13 protein-coding genes are annotated in these 18,160 nt (G+C 71.9%); 7 read left to right on the top strand and 6 right to left on the bottom strand.

Going from position 1 to position 18,160, the window contains the following annotated elements; genetic code table 11:
- Nucleotides 1–4 precede the first annotated feature (4 nt).
- Complete coding sequence (locus JGU66_05370; protein ID MBJ6760182.1) at nucleotides 5–763, bottom strand: J domain-containing protein; 759 nt, start codon at nucleotides 761–763, stop codon at nucleotides 5–7.
- 144 nt (nucleotides 764–907) lie between these two features.
- On the opposite strand from JGU66_05370, the gene JGU66_05375 reads away from it, so the two are divergent.
- Nucleotides 908–3,538, top strand: a complete 2,631-nt coding sequence (locus JGU66_05375; protein ID MBJ6760183.1) for a HEAT repeat domain-containing protein — start codon at nucleotides 908–910, stop codon at nucleotides 3,536–3,538.
- A 27-nt stretch (nucleotides 3,539–3,565) separates the two neighbouring features.
- Here the strand turns inward: JGU66_05375 and JGU66_05380 are convergent, their stop codons facing one another.
- Entirely contained in the window at nucleotides 3,566–5,716 is a 2,151-nt protein-coding gene (locus tag JGU66_05380) for a M13 family metallopeptidase (protein ID MBJ6760184.1), read from the bottom strand.
- A 268-nt stretch (nucleotides 5,717–5,984) separates the two neighbouring features.
- On the opposite strand from JGU66_05380, the gene JGU66_05385 reads away from it, so the two are divergent.
- Together JGU66_05385 and JGU66_05390 are read left to right on the top strand one after the other, a co-directional pair.
- Nucleotides 5,985–7,928: a PAS domain-containing protein gene (locus JGU66_05385; protein MBJ6760185.1), complete on the top strand. Its 1,944-nt coding sequence runs from the start codon at nucleotides 5,985–5,987 to the stop codon at nucleotides 7,926–7,928.
- A 141-nt stretch (nucleotides 7,929–8,069) separates the two neighbouring features.
- A complete protein-coding gene (locus tag JGU66_05390; protein MBJ6760186.1) occupies nucleotides 8,070–8,237 on the top strand; it encodes a hypothetical protein in 168 nt (55 codons plus the stop codon).
- A 1-nt stretch (nucleotide 8,238) separates the two neighbouring features.
- Here JGU66_05390 and JGU66_05395 read toward each other — a convergent pair whose 3' ends face one another.
- The 4 genes from JGU66_05395 to JGU66_05410 all read right to left on the bottom strand — a co-directional run bounded on the left by JGU66_05395 (nucleotide 8,239) and on the right by JGU66_05410 (nucleotide 13,326).
- Nucleotides 8,239–8,892, bottom strand: a complete 654-nt coding sequence (locus tag JGU66_05395; GenBank protein ID MBJ6760187.1) for a hypothetical protein — start codon at nucleotides 8,890–8,892, stop codon at nucleotides 8,239–8,241.
- 35 nt (nucleotides 8,893–8,927) lie between these two features.
- Nucleotides 8,928–11,975, bottom strand: coding sequence for a CHAT domain-containing protein (locus tag JGU66_05400; protein ID MBJ6760188.1), 3,048 nt, complete (start codon nucleotides 11,973–11,975; stop codon nucleotides 8,928–8,930).
- Nucleotides 11,976–11,977: 2 nt separating this feature from the next.
- Complete coding sequence (locus JGU66_05405) at nucleotides 11,978–12,565, bottom strand: RNA polymerase sigma factor (GenBank protein ID MBJ6760189.1); 588 nt, start codon at nucleotides 12,563–12,565, stop codon at nucleotides 11,978–11,980.
- A 239-nt stretch (nucleotides 12,566–12,804) separates the two neighbouring features.
- Nucleotides 12,805–13,326: a tryptophan-rich sensory protein gene (locus JGU66_05410; GenBank protein MBJ6760190.1), complete on the bottom strand. Its 522-nt coding sequence runs from the start codon at nucleotides 13,324–13,326 to the stop codon at nucleotides 12,805–12,807.
- 116 nt (nucleotides 13,327–13,442) lie between these two features.
- Between JGU66_05410 and JGU66_05415 the strand changes: the two genes are divergently transcribed.
- From JGU66_05415 to JGU66_05430, 4 genes are all read left to right on the top strand, one after another.
- Nucleotides 13,443–14,033: a DUF924 domain-containing protein gene (locus JGU66_05415; protein MBJ6760191.1), complete on the top strand. Its 591-nt coding sequence runs from the start codon at nucleotides 13,443–13,445 to the stop codon at nucleotides 14,031–14,033.
- Between the two features lie 202 nt (nucleotides 14,034–14,235).
- The gene (locus JGU66_05420) at nucleotides 14,236–16,524 is read left to right on the top strand and encodes a CHASE2 domain-containing protein (protein MBJ6760192.1); all 2,289 of its coding nucleotides are present in this window, start codon (nucleotides 14,236–14,238) and stop codon (nucleotides 16,522–16,524) included.
- A 25-nt stretch (nucleotides 16,525–16,549) separates the two neighbouring features.
- A complete protein-coding gene (locus tag JGU66_05425; protein ID MBJ6760193.1) occupies nucleotides 16,550–17,131 on the top strand; it encodes an SH3 domain-containing protein in 582 nt (193 codons plus the stop codon).
- On the top strand, nucleotides 17,128–18,132 hold the full coding sequence (locus JGU66_05430) for a M48 family metalloprotease (GenBank protein ID MBJ6760194.1): 1,005 nt from the start codon (nucleotides 17,128–17,130) through the stop codon (nucleotides 18,130–18,132). The genes JGU66_05425 and JGU66_05430 overlap by 4 nt, the downstream gene beginning before the upstream one ends.
- Nucleotides 18,133–18,160: the final 28 nt, after the last annotated feature.

Consider the following 18,160-nt stretch of genomic DNA (forward strand, 5'->3'; position numbering starts at 1 on the left):
GGCCTCAGCCCAGCTCGCGCTCCACCTCGGCCCAGGCATCGAGAATCTCCCGCGTGCGCCGCTCGGCGAGCGCGTGGAACTCGGGTGCCAGGTGCGCCACCTTGTCCGGGTGGTACTGCGCAATCAGCGCCCGGAAGGCGCGCCGGGCCTCGTCCGCGGGCGTGCCTCTTGCGATGCCCAGCACCGTCCACGGGTCGACCTTGGGCTCGGGGGCTGGGGGCGCGGCGCGCGGGCGCGAGCGAGGCGGCGGGGTGTCCTCGAAGTCCTCCTCCTCGGGCATGCGTGAGGCGCGGGGTGGGGCTCGGGGCGCGGCCTCGGGGCGGCGCGCGCCAGGACGACGGGCCGGGTCGGGTGGAGGAATGCGAGCGGAGAGTCGACTGAGGGCCTCCTGGAGGAACCAGAGGTCCTCGGCGGGCGGGCCGTGCTTGCGCACCACCGTGCGGGGGCGGCCGTCCTGGAGCAGCAGGTACCCGGTGGAGGCCGCGTAGGCCGCCTTCTTGTCGTCCGGGTAGAGCCGCTCTCCCAGGTCGCCCAGCGGATCCCTCCACATGCCGTCCACCCCGCCCTCGTCCGCCACCAGCACCTGGGACAGCACCTCGCCGAAGACGTCCTCCAGCGCGGCGAAGGGCTCGCGCTGGTCGGGCGAGCGCTGGGTGGGGCCGTGGCGCACGCCCGTCACGAGCAGCAGCCCGCGCGTCGCGTCCACCCGCGCGAAGAGCTTCTCGCGCACCCGCTTGTCGGAAAAGAAGAGGACGGACTGCACGGCGCCCAAGGGTAGTCCGAATGCACCCACCAGCGGGAGCATCCCGCGCGCGGCGCCGAGCCGTGGCGTCGCCTCTCCAGTGGGCGACAGTCCGTCCCAAGCGGCTCGACGCTGGCGCGGGCTTGAGAAAGAGTCCCAAGCGCCATGCGCTGCTGCCATCGCCACGCTCCCGCCATCGCCGCTTCCGAACCACACCCCTTCAGCTTGCCCGGCGCCACCGAGCACTACGCCGCCGAGCGCCCCGTCCGCGCCGAGCACATCCGCCTGGAGCTGGCGCTGGACTTCGAGGCCCGCGCGCTGACGGGCCGCTGCACCACCCGCGTGAGCGCCGTGCGCGGCGTCTCCACCGTGACGTTCGACGCCGTGGACATGGACATCACCGAGGCGCGCGTGGACGGCCAGCCCGCGCGCTTCTCCAACTCCGGCGCGCACGCGCGCGTGGAGCTGCCCGAGCCGATGGAGCCGGGCCAGGCGCGCGACATCACGCTCGCGTACCGCTGCCGGCCTCGACGTGGGCTGTACTTCTGGGGCCCCGACGCGGGCTACCCCGAGCGTCCGCTCCAGGCCTGGACGCAAGGGCAGGACATCGACGCGCGCTGCTGGTTCCCCTGCCTGGACACGCCCGCGCAGAAGGCCACCACGGAGGTCATCGCCACCTTCCCCGCGCGGATGACGTCGCTGTCCAACGGCGTGCTCGTGCGCGACGTCACCGAGGGCGACCGCCGCACCCAGCACTACCGCATGGAGCAGCCGCACTCGCCCTACCTCGTCACGCTGGTGGTGGGCGAGTTCGAGGAGGCGACGGACACCGCCGGCACCGTGCCGCTGCGCTACCTGTACCCGCCCGGTCGCCGCGAGGACGCGCTGCGCTGCGTGGCCCGAACGCCCCAGATGGTGGCGCTCTATCAGCAGCTCACCGGCGAGCCCTTCCCGTGGAGCGGCTACGCGCAGGTGTTCGTCACCGAGTTCATCCTCGGCGGCATGGAGCACACCACCGCCACCACGCTGCTGGACACGGTGCTGCACGACGCGCGCGCCCACGCGGACTACAGCGCCGAGCCGCTCATCGCCCACGAGCTGGCGCACCAGTGGTTCGGCAACCTGCTCACCTGCCGCGACTGGCCCCATGGCTGGCTCAACGAGGGCTTCGCCACCTACGTGGAGGTGCTCTGGAAGGAGCACGCCGACGGCCGCGACGAGGCGGATCACCATCGGCTCACCGACCTGAACGCGTACCTCACCGAGGTGCGCGAGCGCTACGCCCGGCCCATCGTGGCGCGCAAGTTCCACGCGCCCATGGACCTGTTCGACCGGCATCTCTACGAGAAGGGCGCGCTCGTGCTCCACGAGCTGCGCCGCCGCGTGGGCGATGACCTCTTCCTCCGCGCCCTGCGTCACTACGTGGCCCGCCACCGCCACGGCGTGGTGGAGACGGTGGACCTGTCGCGCGCGTTCGAGGAGGCCACCGGCCACAACCTGGACCGCGTGTTCGACCAGTACGTCTTCTCCCCCGGCCATCCCGAGCTGAAGGTGGAGGTCCGCTACGACGCGGAGGAGGCCCGCCTGCGCCTCAAGGTCCGGCAGACGCAGCGCACCGACTCGGGCACGCCCGTGTTCCGCCTGCCGCTGGACGTGCGCATCACCGTGGACGGCCGCGACACGCTCCACCGCCTGGACATCACCGACGCCGAGCACTTCTTCCACCTGCCCTGCCCCACCGCGCCCACGCAGGTGCGCGTGGATCCGCGCCGCGAGGTGCTCGGCACCGTGGACGTGGACAAGGCGGTGGGCCTCTGGCTGGAGGAGCTGCGCGCCGCGCCCGAGGCCCGCGCGCGCACCGAGGCCGCGCACGCGCTGGGCAAGGACGGCGGCCACCGCGCGGTGGAGGCGCTGGGCCGCGCGCTGGAGGACGACGCGCTGTTCTGGGGCACTCGCGCCGCGTGCGCCAAGGCGCTGGGCCGCATCCGCTCCCCCGAGTCTCGCGCGCGACTGCTCGCGGGACTCCCCATCACGCACCCCAAGGTGCGCCGGGCCGTGGTGGCCGCGCTGGGAGAGTTCCGCCGGGACGCGGAGGTGGCGGGCCGCCTGCGCGCGCTGCTGGACGCGGGCGACGCCAGCTACTTCGTGGAGGCCGAGGCCGCGCGCAGCCTGGGACGCGTGCGCGCCGTGGACGCGGTGCCGCTGCTGGAGGTGGTGGCCGCGCGGCCGTCCTTCCAGGACGTCATCGGCTCGGGCGCGGTCGACGGGCTCGCGGAGACGCAGGACCCGGCCGCCTTCCCCGCCGTGGTCGCGCGCACGGCGTACGGCCAGCCCGCGCACCTGCGGCGCACGGCCGTGATGGCCGTGGCGAAGCTGGCCCAGGTGGCCCGGCGTGAGCGCGAGGCCGTGGACCTGCTCTCGGACTTGTTGAGGGATCCGCAGTTCCGCATGCAGTGGACGGTCTGCGAAGCGGCGAAGGCGCTGGGAGACCGGCGCCTGATTCCCGCGCTGGAGGGCACCCCGCTCGATGACCCGCGCACCCGCCGCGCCGCGCGCGAGGCCGTGCGGACGCTGCGCGAGGGCGAACCTCAAGCGCGCGAGGTGGCCGCGCTGCGCGAGGAGGTGGACAAGCTCAAGGAGGAGTCCCGCGCGCTTCGCGAGAAGCTGGAGGCGCTCGCCCTCCGCAGGCCGGAGCCCCCGCCGCCCACCTCGCCACCGCGAGGACGGGCGGCGGCGAAGCACGCGGCGAGGAAGTCCACCAGCCGGCGCGTCACCGGGCGGGGCCGAAGGAAGTAGCCCGCGCCCGAGGTCCGCGACCGGCGACTACCAGACGCGAACGCGCTGCTCCGGCGTCAGGTAGAGGCCCTGGCCCGGCTTCACGTCGAACGCCTCGTACCAGCCATCCTCGTTGCGCACCGTGGACGCGCGGAACTCGCCGGGCGCGTGTCCGTCCGTCATGAGCAACTGACGCAGCAGCGGCTCGCGGAACTTGGTGCGCCACACCTGGGCGAAGCCGAGGAAGAAGCGCTGCTCGCCGGTGTAGCCGTCCTTCACCACGGCCGGCGTGCCGCCCAGCGACAGCCGGTAGGCGTCATGCGAGATGGCCAGGCCAGCCACGTCCGCGATGTTCTCGCCCAGGGTCAGCTCGCCGTTGACCGACATGTCCGGCAGCGGCTTGTAGGCGCTGAACTGCGCCGCGAGCGCCTGTCCCGCCGCCTTGAAGCGCTGCAGGTCGCTGTCCGTCCACCAGTTGGACAGCTTGCCGCGCGCGTCGAACTTCGCGCCCACGTCGTCGAAGCTGTGGACGATTTCATGGCCAATCACCGTGCCGATGCCGCCGTAGTTCACGGCCGGGTCCGCGTTCGGGTCGAAGAACGGCGGCTGCAGGATGGCGGCGGGGAAGATGATGGAGTTCTGCTGCGGCGAGTTCAGCGCGTTCACGTCCTGCGGCACCATGAACCACTCGGAGCGGTCCACCGGGCCGTTGAGCTTCGCCAGGTTGCGCTGGTACTCGAACAGCGAGGCGCGCTGGGCGTTGCCGAACGCATCGCTCCGGTCCACCTTCAGCGCCGAGTAATCGCGGAAGTGCGCCGGGTGGCCAATGCCCACCTGGAGCGTGGCCAGCTTCTCCTTCGCGCGGGCCTTCGTCTCCGGAGACATCCACGCGAGCGCGTCGATGCGCTTGCCGAAGGCCGCGATGATGTTGCGCACCATCGTGTCCGCCTGGACCTTGGCCTCCGCCGGGAAGTACTTCTCCACGTAGAGCTTGCCCACCGCCTCGCCCAGCGCGCCGTTCGTCACGGTCACGCCGCGCTTCCAACGCTCGCGCAGCTGCTGCGCGCCGGAGAGCACCTTGCCGTTGAAGGCGAAGTTCTCATCGACGAAGGCCTTGGAGAGGAACGCCGCGTTGCGCGCGATGGCGCGGAAGGCCAGGTAGTCCTTCCAGCTCTGGAGCGGCTCGGCGCCCACCAGCTTCGCCATGCCCGTGATGGCGCTCGGCTGCCACACGATGATCTGCTTCTGCCCGGACAGGCCCGCGGCCGAGAAGTACGCGGCCCAGTCGAGCCCGGGCGCCTTCTTGGCGAACGCCTCCTGGGCCCACGGGTTGTTCGTCTTGGTGACGTCCTGCGTGTCCACCTGGGGCCAGTGCGTGGCGGCGATCTTCTTCTCCAGTTCGAAGACGCGGCGCGCGCGCGCCTCCACGTCGGAGAAGCCCGCCAGCTTCAGCATCGCGGCGATGTGGGCCTGATAGGACTGGCGCACCTCGCGGAAGCGGGGGCTGTCCACCAGATAGAAGTCGCGGTCCGGCAGCCCCAGGCCGCCCTGCATCAGGTACGGGGCGTACCGCTCGGGGGCGTTCAGGTCCTCGGTCACCCACAGGCCAAAGAGGCGGTCCGTCGTCACGTCGCCCGTGTTGAGCGCATCGACGTCCGCGCGCAGCGTGGAGCCCAGCTCGGTGGCCAGCGCGCGCCGGTTCGCGATGGCCGCGATGCGCTCCAACTCGGGCTTGAGGGGCGAGGCGCCCTTCGCCTCGATGGCCGCCTCATCCATGAAGCTGGCGAAGTAGTCGCCAATCTTGCGGGCCTCGCTGTCCGCGGACCCCTCGGCGCGCGCGGCCTCTTCAATCAACGACCGGGTGCGCGCGGCGGCCTGCTCGGACAGCGCCGTGAACATGCCGAAGTTGGAGCGGTCCGCCGGAATCTCCGCCTTCTGCATCCACGTGCCGCTGGCGTACCGGTAGAAGCTGTCACCCGGCGCGACGGTGGCGTCCATGCCGGCGACGTCGAAGCCGAAGGTTCCGTACGTGGGCTTGGGCGCCGGCGCGGGCGCGGCCACCACGGGGGCGGCCTCCGTCACGGGAGGAGCCGGCTTCTCCGCGGGGGTCGAGGTCGCGCAAGCAGCCAGCAGGGCCGTGGCGCAGGCGGAGAGCGTCGCACGCGCGGCGCCCGGCAGTCGTTGAGACGAGTCGTTCATGAAGGGTTCCTGGGCGGCCTCAGGGTCGGCCGCGCGCGGATGATGCCATCAGCGCCCGGAAATCCTGACGCTTCCGTGACCAACCCCTCACCCCGGCGGTTATTCGCCACCCGCGCGCCATCCCAGGTCCGCCCCGCCCCGTCTCCCTGGGAGTTCAAGGCTTCACGGAAGCGCCGCCCGGACTTCGAGTGCCTACCTGTACGAGGAAGGGGTGCGCGAAGCCTCAGGCGGGGTGGCCGGGGGAGCGCCCTGGGGGGAGAGCCAAGGCATGGCCCAAGCGGCAGGCGAGTTGGAGGTCGTCATGGACGCCGCCGTGGACCCGCTGGTGGTGTGCGACGCGGACGAGCGCATCGTCCATGTGAACACGGCCACGGAGCGCCTGCTCGGTTGGAGCCGCGCGCGGCTGTTGGGCCAGCCGGTGTCGGAGCTGTTCCCTGTCCGGCTGCGGACGTTCGCCGGGCACAGCCTGACGCGCTACCTGCTGTCGCGGCGCGCCGCGCTCGGAGGGAGGCCCATCCGGGTCTTCGCGCGGCGCGAGGACGGCGTGGAGGTGCTGGTGGAGCTGACCGTGGGCACGGCGGGCGCGGGAGAGCACACGCGCATCGCGCTCACCTTCCGTCGCCTGCACGAGGTCATCGACACGCTGGACGACCCGGTGGAGAAAGGGCTGCCCGCCCTGGCGCGGCACCTGGACGACCGGGCGAGGGACCGGCTGTACCGGCTGCTGGTGGAGAACGCCCCGCTCGGCATCTTCCACTTCGACCGCACGCCGGTGGTCACCGCGTGCAACACGCGCTTCGTGGACATCCTCGGCTCCTCGAAGCGGATCCTCGTGGGGCTCAACCTGCTCACGCTGCGCGACGACCGGATGATGCAGGCGGTGCGCGAGACGCTGAGGGGCCACGCCTCGGACTTCGAGGGGGACTACGTCGCGGTCACCAGTGGCAAGGTGACGCCCGTGCGGGTGCGCTTCGCGCCGTGCTACGCGGAGGACGGCACGACGGTGGAGGGCGGCGTGGGGCTGGTGGAGGACATCAGCGAGCACCGCCACACCGAGGCGGAGCGCGAGCGCCACCTGGCCCAGCTCGACATGCTCTTCCACAGCGCGCCCATCGGGCTGGGGTTCGTGGACATGAACCTGCGCTACGCGCGCCTCAACGACGTGCTGGCCCACATCAACGGCGTGCCCGCCGAGAAGCATCTGGGGCGCCGTCCCCATGAAGTGCTCGGTCCGGCGGGCGGGCCCCTCGAGCGGATGATTCGCCAGGTGATGGCGACGGGCGAGCCCGCGGTGAAGCGCGAGGTGCGCACCGACGTGGACCTGGGCGCGCCGGGGCCGCGCCGCTACCTGGCGGGCAGCTTCTACCCCGTGCGCGCGCCGGATGGACGCATGCTCGGCGTGGGCATCCTGGTGGAGGACATCAGCGAGCGCCGCCGCGCGGAAGAGGAGCGCAACCGGCTCTACCGCGAGGCCCAGGAAGCCATCCGCGTGCGCGACGACTTCCTGTCCATCGCGAGCCACGAGCTGAAGACGCCGCTCACCCCGCTGAGCCTCCGGCTGGAGACCCTGGAGCGGAAGCTGGAGCGGGGCGAGGCCGTGGACGCGTCCGTGCTGCACCGCGCGCGGCGACAGCTGCTGCGGCTGACGGGGCTCATCAACGACTTGTTGGACGCCTCACGCATCGAGGCCGGGCGGCTGGCGCTGCACCCGGAGCCCACGCGCTTCGACACGTTGGTGGAGAACGGCGTGCGCGCGATGGAGGCCCAGCGCGACGACCACCTCATCACCTTCGAACATCCGCGCGAGCCCGTGCGGGTCCATGGCGACTCGTACCGCTTGGAGCAGGTGGTGACGAACCTGTTGGAGAACGCGCTGAAGTACAGCCCGGACGGCGGCACCATCCGCGTGGCGCTGACGGTGCGCGGGGACGTGGCGCTGTTGTCGGTGACGGACCCGGGCATCGGGATTCCGCCGGACCAGCAGGCGCTCCTGTTCGACCGCTACTTCCGCGCGCGCAATGTCTCCGCGCGCTCCTATGGGGGCCTGGGGCTGGGGCTGTACATCAGCCGCGACATCGTCGAGCGACATGGCGGTCGCATCTGGGTGGAGAGCGAGGTGGGTCACGGCTCCACCTTCTACGTGGCGCTGCCGCTGCTGCCCGTCGCGCACGCGTCGCCGGACACTCCGCAGGCGGGCCCTCCGCCGCACTGAAGCGAGCGCAGGGGCGTTTCGAAAGAACTTCAGCCCGAGGTGTTGGGCGGTGGCCACGCCACCCAGGGGAGCGACAGGAATCACACGCCCCCGGGCATGGCACGCGGGCTGCTGTCGGAGTCAGGCGGGAGGATGCAAGCCATGACGACGGACACGCCCGCGCTGACGCGTGACAAGGAAGGATGGATCGTCCGTGTGAAGTTGGGAGGACGGGTGCAGGAGGTTCGCTGCACCACCGAGAGCCAGGCCCGCTACGTCGCGGCGATGTTCGCCCTGCACGCCGCCCGGCCTCCCACGCTGCGCAATTGATTCACCACCCGTTCTTCTGGCCGTACTCCTGCGCCTCGGACATGAACTTGTGGGTGGACGCGGACATCGTCCACACGAAGTTGGCGCGGAGCAGGTCCGGGTCATTGATGCCCGGAGTCGGCTTGGGCGGAATCGGCACCTCGGCCTGGACGAAGACCGCCGTGCCGCCACCGCCGTTGCCCTGGGCGTTGGGCAGGTTGGACAGCTCCGTGCGGATGGTGGAGAGGAACGTGGCCAGCTCCGTCGTCCGCACGCCCGTGAGGTAGAAGAACGCCTGCAGGTTCTGCACGTCGAAGCCGTACGCGATGAACTGGGACTTGTCCGTGGGGTGGCGGTACACGGAGACGTAGGCGCTGCGCACCGTCACGGGGATGAACGGCGTGCCCGCGGGCCAGTTGGCGACCTTGGTCGTCGCCGTGGGCAGCGTGGGCAGGGTGGGCACGGAGGTGACGACGCAGTTCGTCCCCGCGTCCGAGGTCCCCGCGTCCACGCCGGCGTCCGTCGCCGGCAGGAAGATGATGGGCGGCAGCGTGGTGATGGTGGACTGCTGAGACACCTGCGCGGGCGCATCCGACGGCGGGACCTCTCCGGCCTCCAGGCCGCAGGCCACCCACGCGAACGCCGAGCACACTCCGAGCACGAAGGCTCGCTTCATGGCACTTCCCCCTCTGACTGGATGATGAGTTGTGACTACTCGAAGACAACGACGGTCTGCACCCAACTTCCCGGGTTCCTCCCGAGAACTTCCATCCGCTCGCGCTTCACGGCGACCGAGGGAGACGCTCCCTCGCGCACGCGGCGGCGCACGGCTTCGAAGAACGCACCCGCCTCGGCGTCCGGGATGTCCGACGGCGACGCGATGACCGCGCGCGCGCCCGCCTCCAGGAACGCGACCGGCAAGCTCCACGGCTCATGCAGATACGGCGCGGTCTCGGCGGCCCGGCACGACGCCAGGATGACCACCGGCGCGCGCGACAAGTGCTGGCGGCGCACCTCGCCCGCGGTCAGCGCGTAGCGGCCATCCGCCTGCGCGGACAGCACGATGAGCGACGCATCCGAGATGCCCAGGTTCACCAGCCCGTGCGCGTGGATGTCGATTTCATCCGCGCCCGGCATCTCCGCCAGGACGCGCTCCGGCGTCGCGGCGGCGCCCGTCAGGTCCACGCGCGGCGCGGCGGGCTCGGTGCCCGGCAGCCACGCGGACAGCCGCGGCAGGCCCAGCCCCGCGGGCGCGTTCACGTCGCTGACCACCAGCCGCCGGGGCGCGCCCGAGGCCGCCACCGGGGGCCGAGCGTCCCCGCGCTGGTAGCTCCACGCGAAGTCGGAAGGCAGCAGCCCCGCCCGCCCATGCAAGGGATAGCGGGCAAAGACAGACACGTGCTCGCAGGGCCGCAGCGCGTCCAGCACCGGCGCGGACACGAGCGAGGGCACATCGAACGCGGGCGCGCTGCGGGTGGTGAGCGTGCCCACGGCCTCGCCCTTCGCGCCGCGCGCGGCCACCAGCATGCGCTCCTCGGCGATCTCCACGCCCAGCAGACACCGCGTGGGCGCCGCGCCGCCGGACTCGCGGGCGAACCAGTCCAGCGCCCCCGCGAAGTCTCCCGCGCGACCGGCCTCCAGGATGAGCAGGGAGTAGCTGGCGGCGCGCGCCTTCTGCGCACCGGTGTCCTCGCGCGGCAGCTTCTCCGCCGCCGCGATGAGGTCCTCCAACTGCCGCCGCCCCGCGACGCGGTCGTGCTCCAGCTCGGCGCGCGCGATGGCGTGGTCCACCATCAACAAGAGCCCGGGCCGCTTGCCGAGCCCCGGCTGCGTGCGCGCGGACGCCGCGAGCGCGCGCACGGCCTCCAGGTCTCCCGGCCGGGGCGCGACGCGCGACAGGTCCGCGAGGACCAGCGGACTCAAGGCCGAGCGCGGCGCGCCGCAGTCCGGCACCGCGCCCAGCTCGGTCCGCGCGGCGTCGAAGCGCAGCTCGGAGGACTCCAGCATCGCGAGCGTCTCGTGCAGGAAGACCTGGGCGGCGCAGACGTCCGGCTGGCGCAGCGCGGACTCGCGAAGGTAGGCGCGCGTGAGCGCGAACGCGTCGCGGAAGCGGGCGATCTGCCCCAGGTGCTGGAGGAACTGCGTCTCCTGCTCGGGGTCGTTCGAGGCGCGCGCTCGCTCCAGGCCGCGCAGCGCGTGCTCGCGGGCCTCCACCAGCCGGTGCTGCGACGTGTACAGGTACGTGAGCACCGACTCCAGCTCGCCGCAGCGCGCGTCCAGCTTGCGCAGCTCACAGGCGGGCAGGGCCTTCAGCAGCATCGCCTCCGCGCTGGCCATCTCGCCGGCCGTCAGCTTCGCCTGCGCGCGCTGCAGCTCCGCGTTGACCTGGAACCACGGGTCGCCCACCGCGTCCGCCGCCCGAGCGTAGTCATCCAGCTCCGCGGGCAGCCGGCCCAGCAGCGCGAGCGCGCCGAGCAGGATGTCGGAGTCGCCCGAGGCCCGCAGCGCCCGCACGAACGCATCCGCGCCCGTCATGTCGAACGCGCCCGTCAGCACCTGGGCGAACGACGTCGCCAGTGGACCTCGGCGCGCGAAGTCCCGCTTCTGCGTCCGCTCGATGTAGCGGGCCAGCACGTCTCCGCCGTAGTGCGCGTCCAGCTCCCGCGCCTCGGGGAGCAGCGCCCGCACGCGCTCGGCGGTGGGCGCGGTCCAGGCCGCCAGGTACAAGTACTTGCGCGCGAGCGCCGGCGCCTCGCGCACCAGGGTCGCGGGCAGCGGCGTTCCATCCGCCACCAGCGTCTTGTTCGCCGTCCACGCCAGGTTCCAGTGGTCCTGCCGGGACTTCGTCTGGCGCCGCACCGCCTCGGCGCGCTCGCGCGCCTCCTGGCTCCAGCCGGGCTCGTTCAGCGCGGCCACCTGCTCGAAGCCCTCGGCCGCGAGCAGGTCCAGCCCCAGCTCGCGCAACACGAGGCTGCGGTTCCACATCGCCGCCGCGTGCCGAGGCTCCTTCGCGAGCACGCCCTCCAGCAGCACGAGCGCGTCCTCCAAGTCTCCGCGCTGCAACGCCACCACGGCCCGGTCGCTGTCCACGTCCGGCGAGGACGGCGCGCGCTTCAGGTCCTCCCGCGCCTGCTCCACTTCGCCGCGCAGCAGGTGCCCCGTGCCCAACCCGTGCAGGTCCCCCGCGGCCTCCAGCTTCGCCAGCGCCTGGAGCGGCACCAGCTCGCGAGGACGCTCGTCACCCGAGCGCTTCACGCCATAGGGCCGATACCCGCTCGCCCCGGACCAGCTCAGCCGAGCCTCCAGCGAGCGCGTGGGCGCCAGGGCCAGCGCCTCCGGCCCCACCACCTGCTCCGAGCCATCCGACGTGGGCGAGCGGAACAACGCCAGCGTCAGCGCGGCCGTCAGCGAACCGCTCAGCGCGACCGCCGCCACCCAGCGACGGCGCCCGCTCCACGCCGGACGGAAGGCGCGGGTGGGCTTCGCCTCGCGGGGAACCTGGGCGGGAGGCGGCGCGGGGGATTCCGTGTCGCGCGGCGGCGGAACGACGCGCAGCGGACGGGCCTCCTCCTCGGCGCGGATCGCCTCGCCCGCGGACTTGAGCTCCAGGATGACGTCCAGCTCATCCATGCAGCGCTCGCAAGTGACCAGGTGCTCACGGAAGGACGCGGCCTCCTCCGGCGACAGCTCGTCATCGGCGAACAGGTGCACCTGGTCGTGGATGTCCAGCATGTCGAGGTCACGCTCGGAGTCGCTCATGGCTACTCGGTCTCCGGAGGCTGGGGAGCCAACAGTTCCTTCATCTTGGTCCGCGCCCGGGCGAGGCGCGTTCCCACCGTGTTCTTGTTGAGACCCAGGTGGTCGGCAATCTCGATGTACGAGCGCCCTTCGATTTCCTTCATCCGGAACACCGTGCGGAACTCCTCAGGAATCTTCTCCAGCGCCTCGCGAACCTCGGCGGTGCCGAACTTCGCCCACAAGGGCTCGTCCTCGGGAGTCGGCGCGGCGACCACTTCCTGCACGTCCTCCGCGGACACCCCGGCCCGGCGCTCGCGCAGCTTGAGGCGGTGCCTGTCGAAGAAGAGGTTGCGCTGGACGCGCAGCAGCCAGGCGCGCGCGTCACTCTGCGTCTTCAATTGCTCGCGGTGACGCCAGGCGCGCTCGTAGGTGTCCTGGAGGATGTCGTTGACGTCCGAGGTGTTCCCGGCGAGCTGCATGCCCCGCGTGCGCAGCAGGGTCTCGTGCTGGCGAATGAAGGCGTCGAACCAGCGGCGGTCCTGCACTTCCGATGAAGGGGGCTCGCTCTCCACGCGGGGCACAGGCTGGCTGGTCGGTTCGGGAGCAGTCAAGCGCCGCGAACTCCGAACCGGGGGGAGCTGCCCCATCCACTCCAGCGCAAAAGTATCCATGGCGTCCCCGTCCTCAGGCTCTTGCGGCGAGTCCACCGCTCCGCCCCGCTCCGCGCAGCCGCACCCACAACCCCGACGCGTGCATGTCTTCAGTCCCTCCCTGAACAAGCGGTCCGGCAGGGAAACGAAGCGTGTGGCCAATCTTCCCGGCGGAAATTTCGCGCGATTTCCTCTCGCGCTCAGGCGAGGCGGCGCGCGCGGTTCATGCCGAGGGCGCTGGTGAAGCCCACCCAGCCCAGGACGGGCGCCATCAACAGGGGGGCCCGGGGGTCCACCTGACGGGCGAAGACCGTGTAGGCCACCGCGCTGCCCAGCAGGAGCGCGCGCTCCACCACGACCGTGCGCGCGCGACGCGGACGCCCTGCGCCCCAGCGCCCACCGACGTAGAGACCGAGCTGGAGTCCCCACCCCATCAAGGCACGCGAGCGCGCCGGCCCCGCCGCCGAGCCCCACACGCGCCACGCCGACACGGCGAGCAGCGCGGACAACAGCGTCCCCGCGGCCCCGGACACGGCATCCCAAGGCCGTGATGCAGACCGCCCGAATCCGCCTCGCGAGGGCACAGGGGACGTCGCTCGAGAACCCAGGAGCGCGGCCCCCGCGGTCAGCGCCCCCATCACCCCCAGCGCCGCCGCCGACTCCCGGTTGAGCGTGGCATTGCGCTGAAGCCCCGCGGGCGTGCCCCATGCGGTCAGGTCCATGTGTCGTCCTCCCAGAGCCCCATGGGGAATCTGGGCGTGCGACTCCCCCCGCGCCAGCCGCGCCCGCCCGCCAGTGTTACAAGAGACCATTCCCGTGCCACGCGGCGAGGCTGCGCATGACGACTCCGGATGATGTCCTGGGCTTCTGGTTCGGCCAGCCCCCCGACCCCACGCGAAACCCCACCTGCGCGAGGCCCCGCGCCCTGTGGTTCCAACAGGACACGGCCTTTGACCAGGCGTGTCAGCGATTCCTCGACGCGCACACGCAGGCGGCGGCGGGGGACCTGCGGGATTGGGCCGACGAGCCACGCAGCGCCCTCGCGCTGGTGCTGCTGCTGGACCAGCTTCCGCGCAACCTCTTCCGCGGCACCGCGCGCGCCTTCGCCTCGGATGCGCGCGCCCGCGAGGTCGCCCGGCGCGCGCTGGCCCGAGGCCTGGACACCGTGCTGCCCCCGGTGTGGCGCTGGTTCATGTACCTGCCGTTCGAGCACAGCGAGGACGTGAACGACCAGCGGCTCTCGGTCTCCCTGTTCGAGCAGCTCGCCCTGGCGCGCGGCGTGGACAGCACCTCCGCAATTGAGTACGCGCGGCACCACCGCGACATCATCGAGCGCTTCGGCCGCTTCCCCCACCGCAACGCGGTGCTGGGCCGCGAGTCCACCCCGGACGAGGTGGCCTTCCTCCAGGAGCCAGGCTCGTCGTTCTGACGGAGGCGGGTGGGCCGCCTGGTCGCTCGGTCGGGCTGCGTCCGGCCGTGTGGGTCCACCTCATCGCGCGGAGACGACGCGGGGAGGACTGCCGGGTGGCACGAGCGCTGGGGTAGCGTGCGCGCACCGTGCTCGCGGAGGGGACGTGGCGGCAGACATCGCGAACATCATCCAGCAGCGCTGGCGCAACCAGTGGAAGCAGATGCTGGGGGTCGCCCTGGGCGTCACGCTCGTGGCGGCGCTGTGCGGGTGGCGCGGGCTGTTGGATGACGCCGAGCACAGCGCCTACGACAAGGCGCTCACCACGTACACCCGCGCGCCCGGCCCGTCCTCGCGCGTGGTGGTGGTGGCCATCGACCAGTCGAGCCTGGACGAGATGGGCCGCGACGAGCAGTACCGCCGCAACTTCGGCATCTGGCCCTTCAGCCGCAACCTGTGGGCGCGCGTGGTGGAGGAGCTGAAGGCCCGCGGCGCACGCGCGGTCCTCTTCGACGCGGTGATGCAGGAGGCCTCCACCGACGAGGCCATGGACCTGTCGTTCGCCCAGGTGCTGCGCGACACGCACCTGCCCTTCTACCTGGGGCTCTCCACCAACGGCTCGGCGCTCCCGCTGCCGCGCGCGGACGCCTCGGCGCCCCACCCCGTCGCGAACAACCCCGCCCCCACCGAGTCCGCGCCCGTCCAGGCCGTGCCCTCCGGCGAGGAGGAGTTCACCGACGCGCCCGAGGCCGCGACGCCCACGGTGACGCCCGAGGAGCTGGCCCGAGCCCTGGCCTTCCCGGCGCATCGCGACGACGCGCGGCTCCTGCCCACGCTGGAGTACGTGGCCAGCGATGGGGCTCGGCGCATGCGCTACCCCGTCCCCCCCATCCCCGCCCTGGTCGGCGCGGCGAGCGGCTTCGGCCTGGTGGACACGGAGGTGGACGCGGACGGCTTCATGCGGCGCACGCGCTTCGCGTACACGGACGGCACCAACACCTACGCCACGCTGCCGACGCGGCTCGCGGCGGACCTGCTGGGCGCGAAGGACGTCCAGCTGTCGGGGCGCACGCTCACGATCGGCGAGCGCCACTTCCGCGTGGACTCCGACGGCAGCGCGGCCATCGACTATGGCGGCGCGCTGCACGAGCGCTTCCAGCTGGTGCGCTTGGTGGACGTGCTGGAGGACTGGGCGCGGCGCCAGCAGGGCCAGCCCTCGCGCCTGCCCGCGGACACCTTCACCGGCAAGGTGGTGGTGCTGGGCGGCACCGCGCTGGGCGTCAACGACATCAAGGCCACGCCCTTCTCCGCCGCCGAGCCAGGATTGGTGAAGCAGGCCGCCGTGGTGGATGCGCTCCTGGGTGGCGCGTTCATCACCCGCGCGGCGCCCTGGGTGGACCTCACCGTCACCTTCCTGGTGGCGCTGGTGTCCGCGGTGCTGCTGATGACCGCGCGCTGGACGCCGCTGGAGGTGCTGTGGCCCGTGGCCATCTTCTTCGGATTGCACCTGGTGACGGGGCTCTTCCTGCGCACCGCGCACACGCACGTGCTCACCGCGATGCCGTCCCTGGCTGGCGTGGGCGCCAGCGTGGGCGCGCTGGCCTTCAATCACTTGCTGGCCAACCGCGAGGCGGAGTTCATCCGGCAGACCTTCAGCCGCTTCATGGACGCGCGGCTGGTGGACCAGATGCTGAAGGGCCAGCAGCTCCCGCGCCTGGATGGCGAGAACAAGGAGATCACCGCCTTCTTCAGCGACATCCGCGGCTTCTCCACCTTCAGCGAGCGCTTCAAGGAGGACCCGCGCGCGCTGGCCCGCATCCTCAACACGTACCTGACGCGGGTGACGAACGCGCTCCTGCGCGAGGGCGCGTGCCTGGACAAGTACATCGGCGACGCGGTGGTGTGCCTCTTCGGCGCGCCCATGGCGCAAGCGGACCACGCGGTGCGCGCCTGCCGAGGAGCGCTGGCCGCGAAGGCGGAGGTGGATGCGCTCCGTGAAGAGTTCCGAGCCAAGGGCCTCCCGGACGTGTACACGCGCATCGGCGTCAACAGCGCGGTCAACTTCGTGGGCAACTTCGGCAGCGAGCAGCACTTCAGCTACACGGCCATCGGTGACGGGATGAACCTGGCGGCGCGCCTGGAGGGCGCGAACAAGGCCTATGGCTCGCTCATCATGATTGGCCCGCGCACCTACGAGCTGGCGCGCGAGCACATCGAGGTGCGGGAGCTGGACCGCGTGCGCGTCGCGGGCAAGACGGAAGCCGTCACGGTGTACGAGCTGCTGGCCCTCAAGGGCGGGCTGAGCGCGCGCACGCGGCACACGGTGGAGCGCTACCACGCGGCGCTCGCGCTCTATCGCGAGGCGCGCTTCGCGGACGCGGCCAGCGCGCTCGAGGCGTTGCGGCGCGAGGACCCGGACGACGGGCCCACGAAAGCGCTGCTGGAGCGCTGCCACGAGTACTTGGAAAACCCACCCGCGGTGTTCGACGGCGTGGCCAACCTGGAGAAGTGACGCCGTCCTGGCGTTGGGGGTCTTGATGCGGATGCGAATGAAAGCAGGCGTGGTGCTGCTGGCGCTGGGGGCGCCCGCGCTCGCGCTGGCGGTGAGTCCCGGCGGCGCGTTGTACGTGAAGGCGAAGAACACACGGGTGATGAAGAGCCCGTCGCCCACGGCCGACGCGGTGGTGGTGCTCCAGCCCGGACAGCAGGTGGTGTGGAACGGCGCGGAGCCCTCCAACAAGCAGTGGCACAAGGTGACGGCGCCGGGCGGCAAGCAGGGCTTCGTCTTCCAGACGAACCTGTCCACCACGCCGCCGCGCATGGAGCTGGTGGCCAAGGACGGCAACGCGCGACAGGTGGACCCCGCGGCGTTCGTCGCCAGCGGCGCGGCGGTGAAGGCGCTGAGCCCCGGCGCCGAGCAGTACAGCAAGGAGAAGGGCGGCGACTACGCCCAGTCCGCCGAGCAGCTCAAGCAACTGGAGAAGCTGGCGCGCGACATCAAGCCCGCGGCCATCGCCAGGCACGTGGCGGACGCGGAGCTGTTCCCCGTGGTGGGCGGCAGCGAGGTCGCCGGAGCGTCGGGCAACCCGGCCGCGAAGAAGAAGGGAGGTGCGCGATGAACCGCCGCCTGTCTGTCATTGCCGCGGCGAGCCTCGGCTGGGCCTCCGCCGGCTGCGCCAACATCGCGCTGAATTCGAGCGCCCTGTCGAGCGGCTCCGCGCTCGCGAACCGCGTGGCGGAGAACACCGTCAAGGCGGGGCACGACGTGAGGAAGTGCAACGCGCTCAACGTGGAGCCCACCGTGAAGGAGGAGTACGCGCTGGGCGGCGCGGTGGCCGTGCACTGGGTGCAGCGCGGCGGCGGACTGCTGCTCCAAGGCAGCGGCGACCCCGCGGTGAACGTCTACCTCAACACCGTGGGGAAGAACCTCGCGGCGCAGTCGGACCGTCCCACGTTGGAGTGGACCTTCGGCGTGCTGGCGGACTCGAAGAACTTCACCGCGCTGTCCTCGCCCGGTGGCTACGTCTTCGTCACGCACCGGCTCCTCGCAGGCGTGGAGAACGAGGCCGAGCTGGCCGGTGTGCTCGCGCACGAGATTGCTCACATCGTGCTCAAGCACGCCATCCACCAGTACACGGGCTCGAAGGTGAGCCTGTGCAAGACGCTCGCGGTGGGCAACGCGGTGGGCGGCACGGTGCTGTCGCCAGCCGCGGTGAACCTGCTGGTGTCCGGCGGCGACCACGGCACCCTGGACCTGGATGGGAACACGGGCCTCCTGGGCAAGCTGGCCGAGAAGACCATCGACGCGCTCGACAAGGGCAACAGCCGCGACGAGGAGCTGGAGGCGGACCGCATGGCCGCGCAGCTCATGATGTCCGCGGGCTATGACCCGCAGTCCTTCATGAGCCTCATCCGGCGCACGTCCGAGGCCGGCGGCGTCTTCGCCAACCACCCCAAGCGCGACGAGCGACTGAAGAACCTCGCCAGCTACCTGGAGACGGTCCGCGCGGCGGAAGGAAAGCAGGAGTTCGCGGGCCTCACCACGCAGGGGCTCAAGAGCCCGGCCCTGCCCCGCGAGGTCACCGCCCAGCAGGGCAGCGTCGCGCGGGATACGAAGTAGGACGGCCGCGTCGCCGGGCCGTCCTCGC

The sequence above is a fragment of the Myxococcaceae bacterium JPH2 genome (assembly GCA_016458225.1).
Taxonomy (GTDB): Bacteria; Myxococcota; Myxococcia; order Myxococcales; family Myxococcaceae; genus Citreicoccus.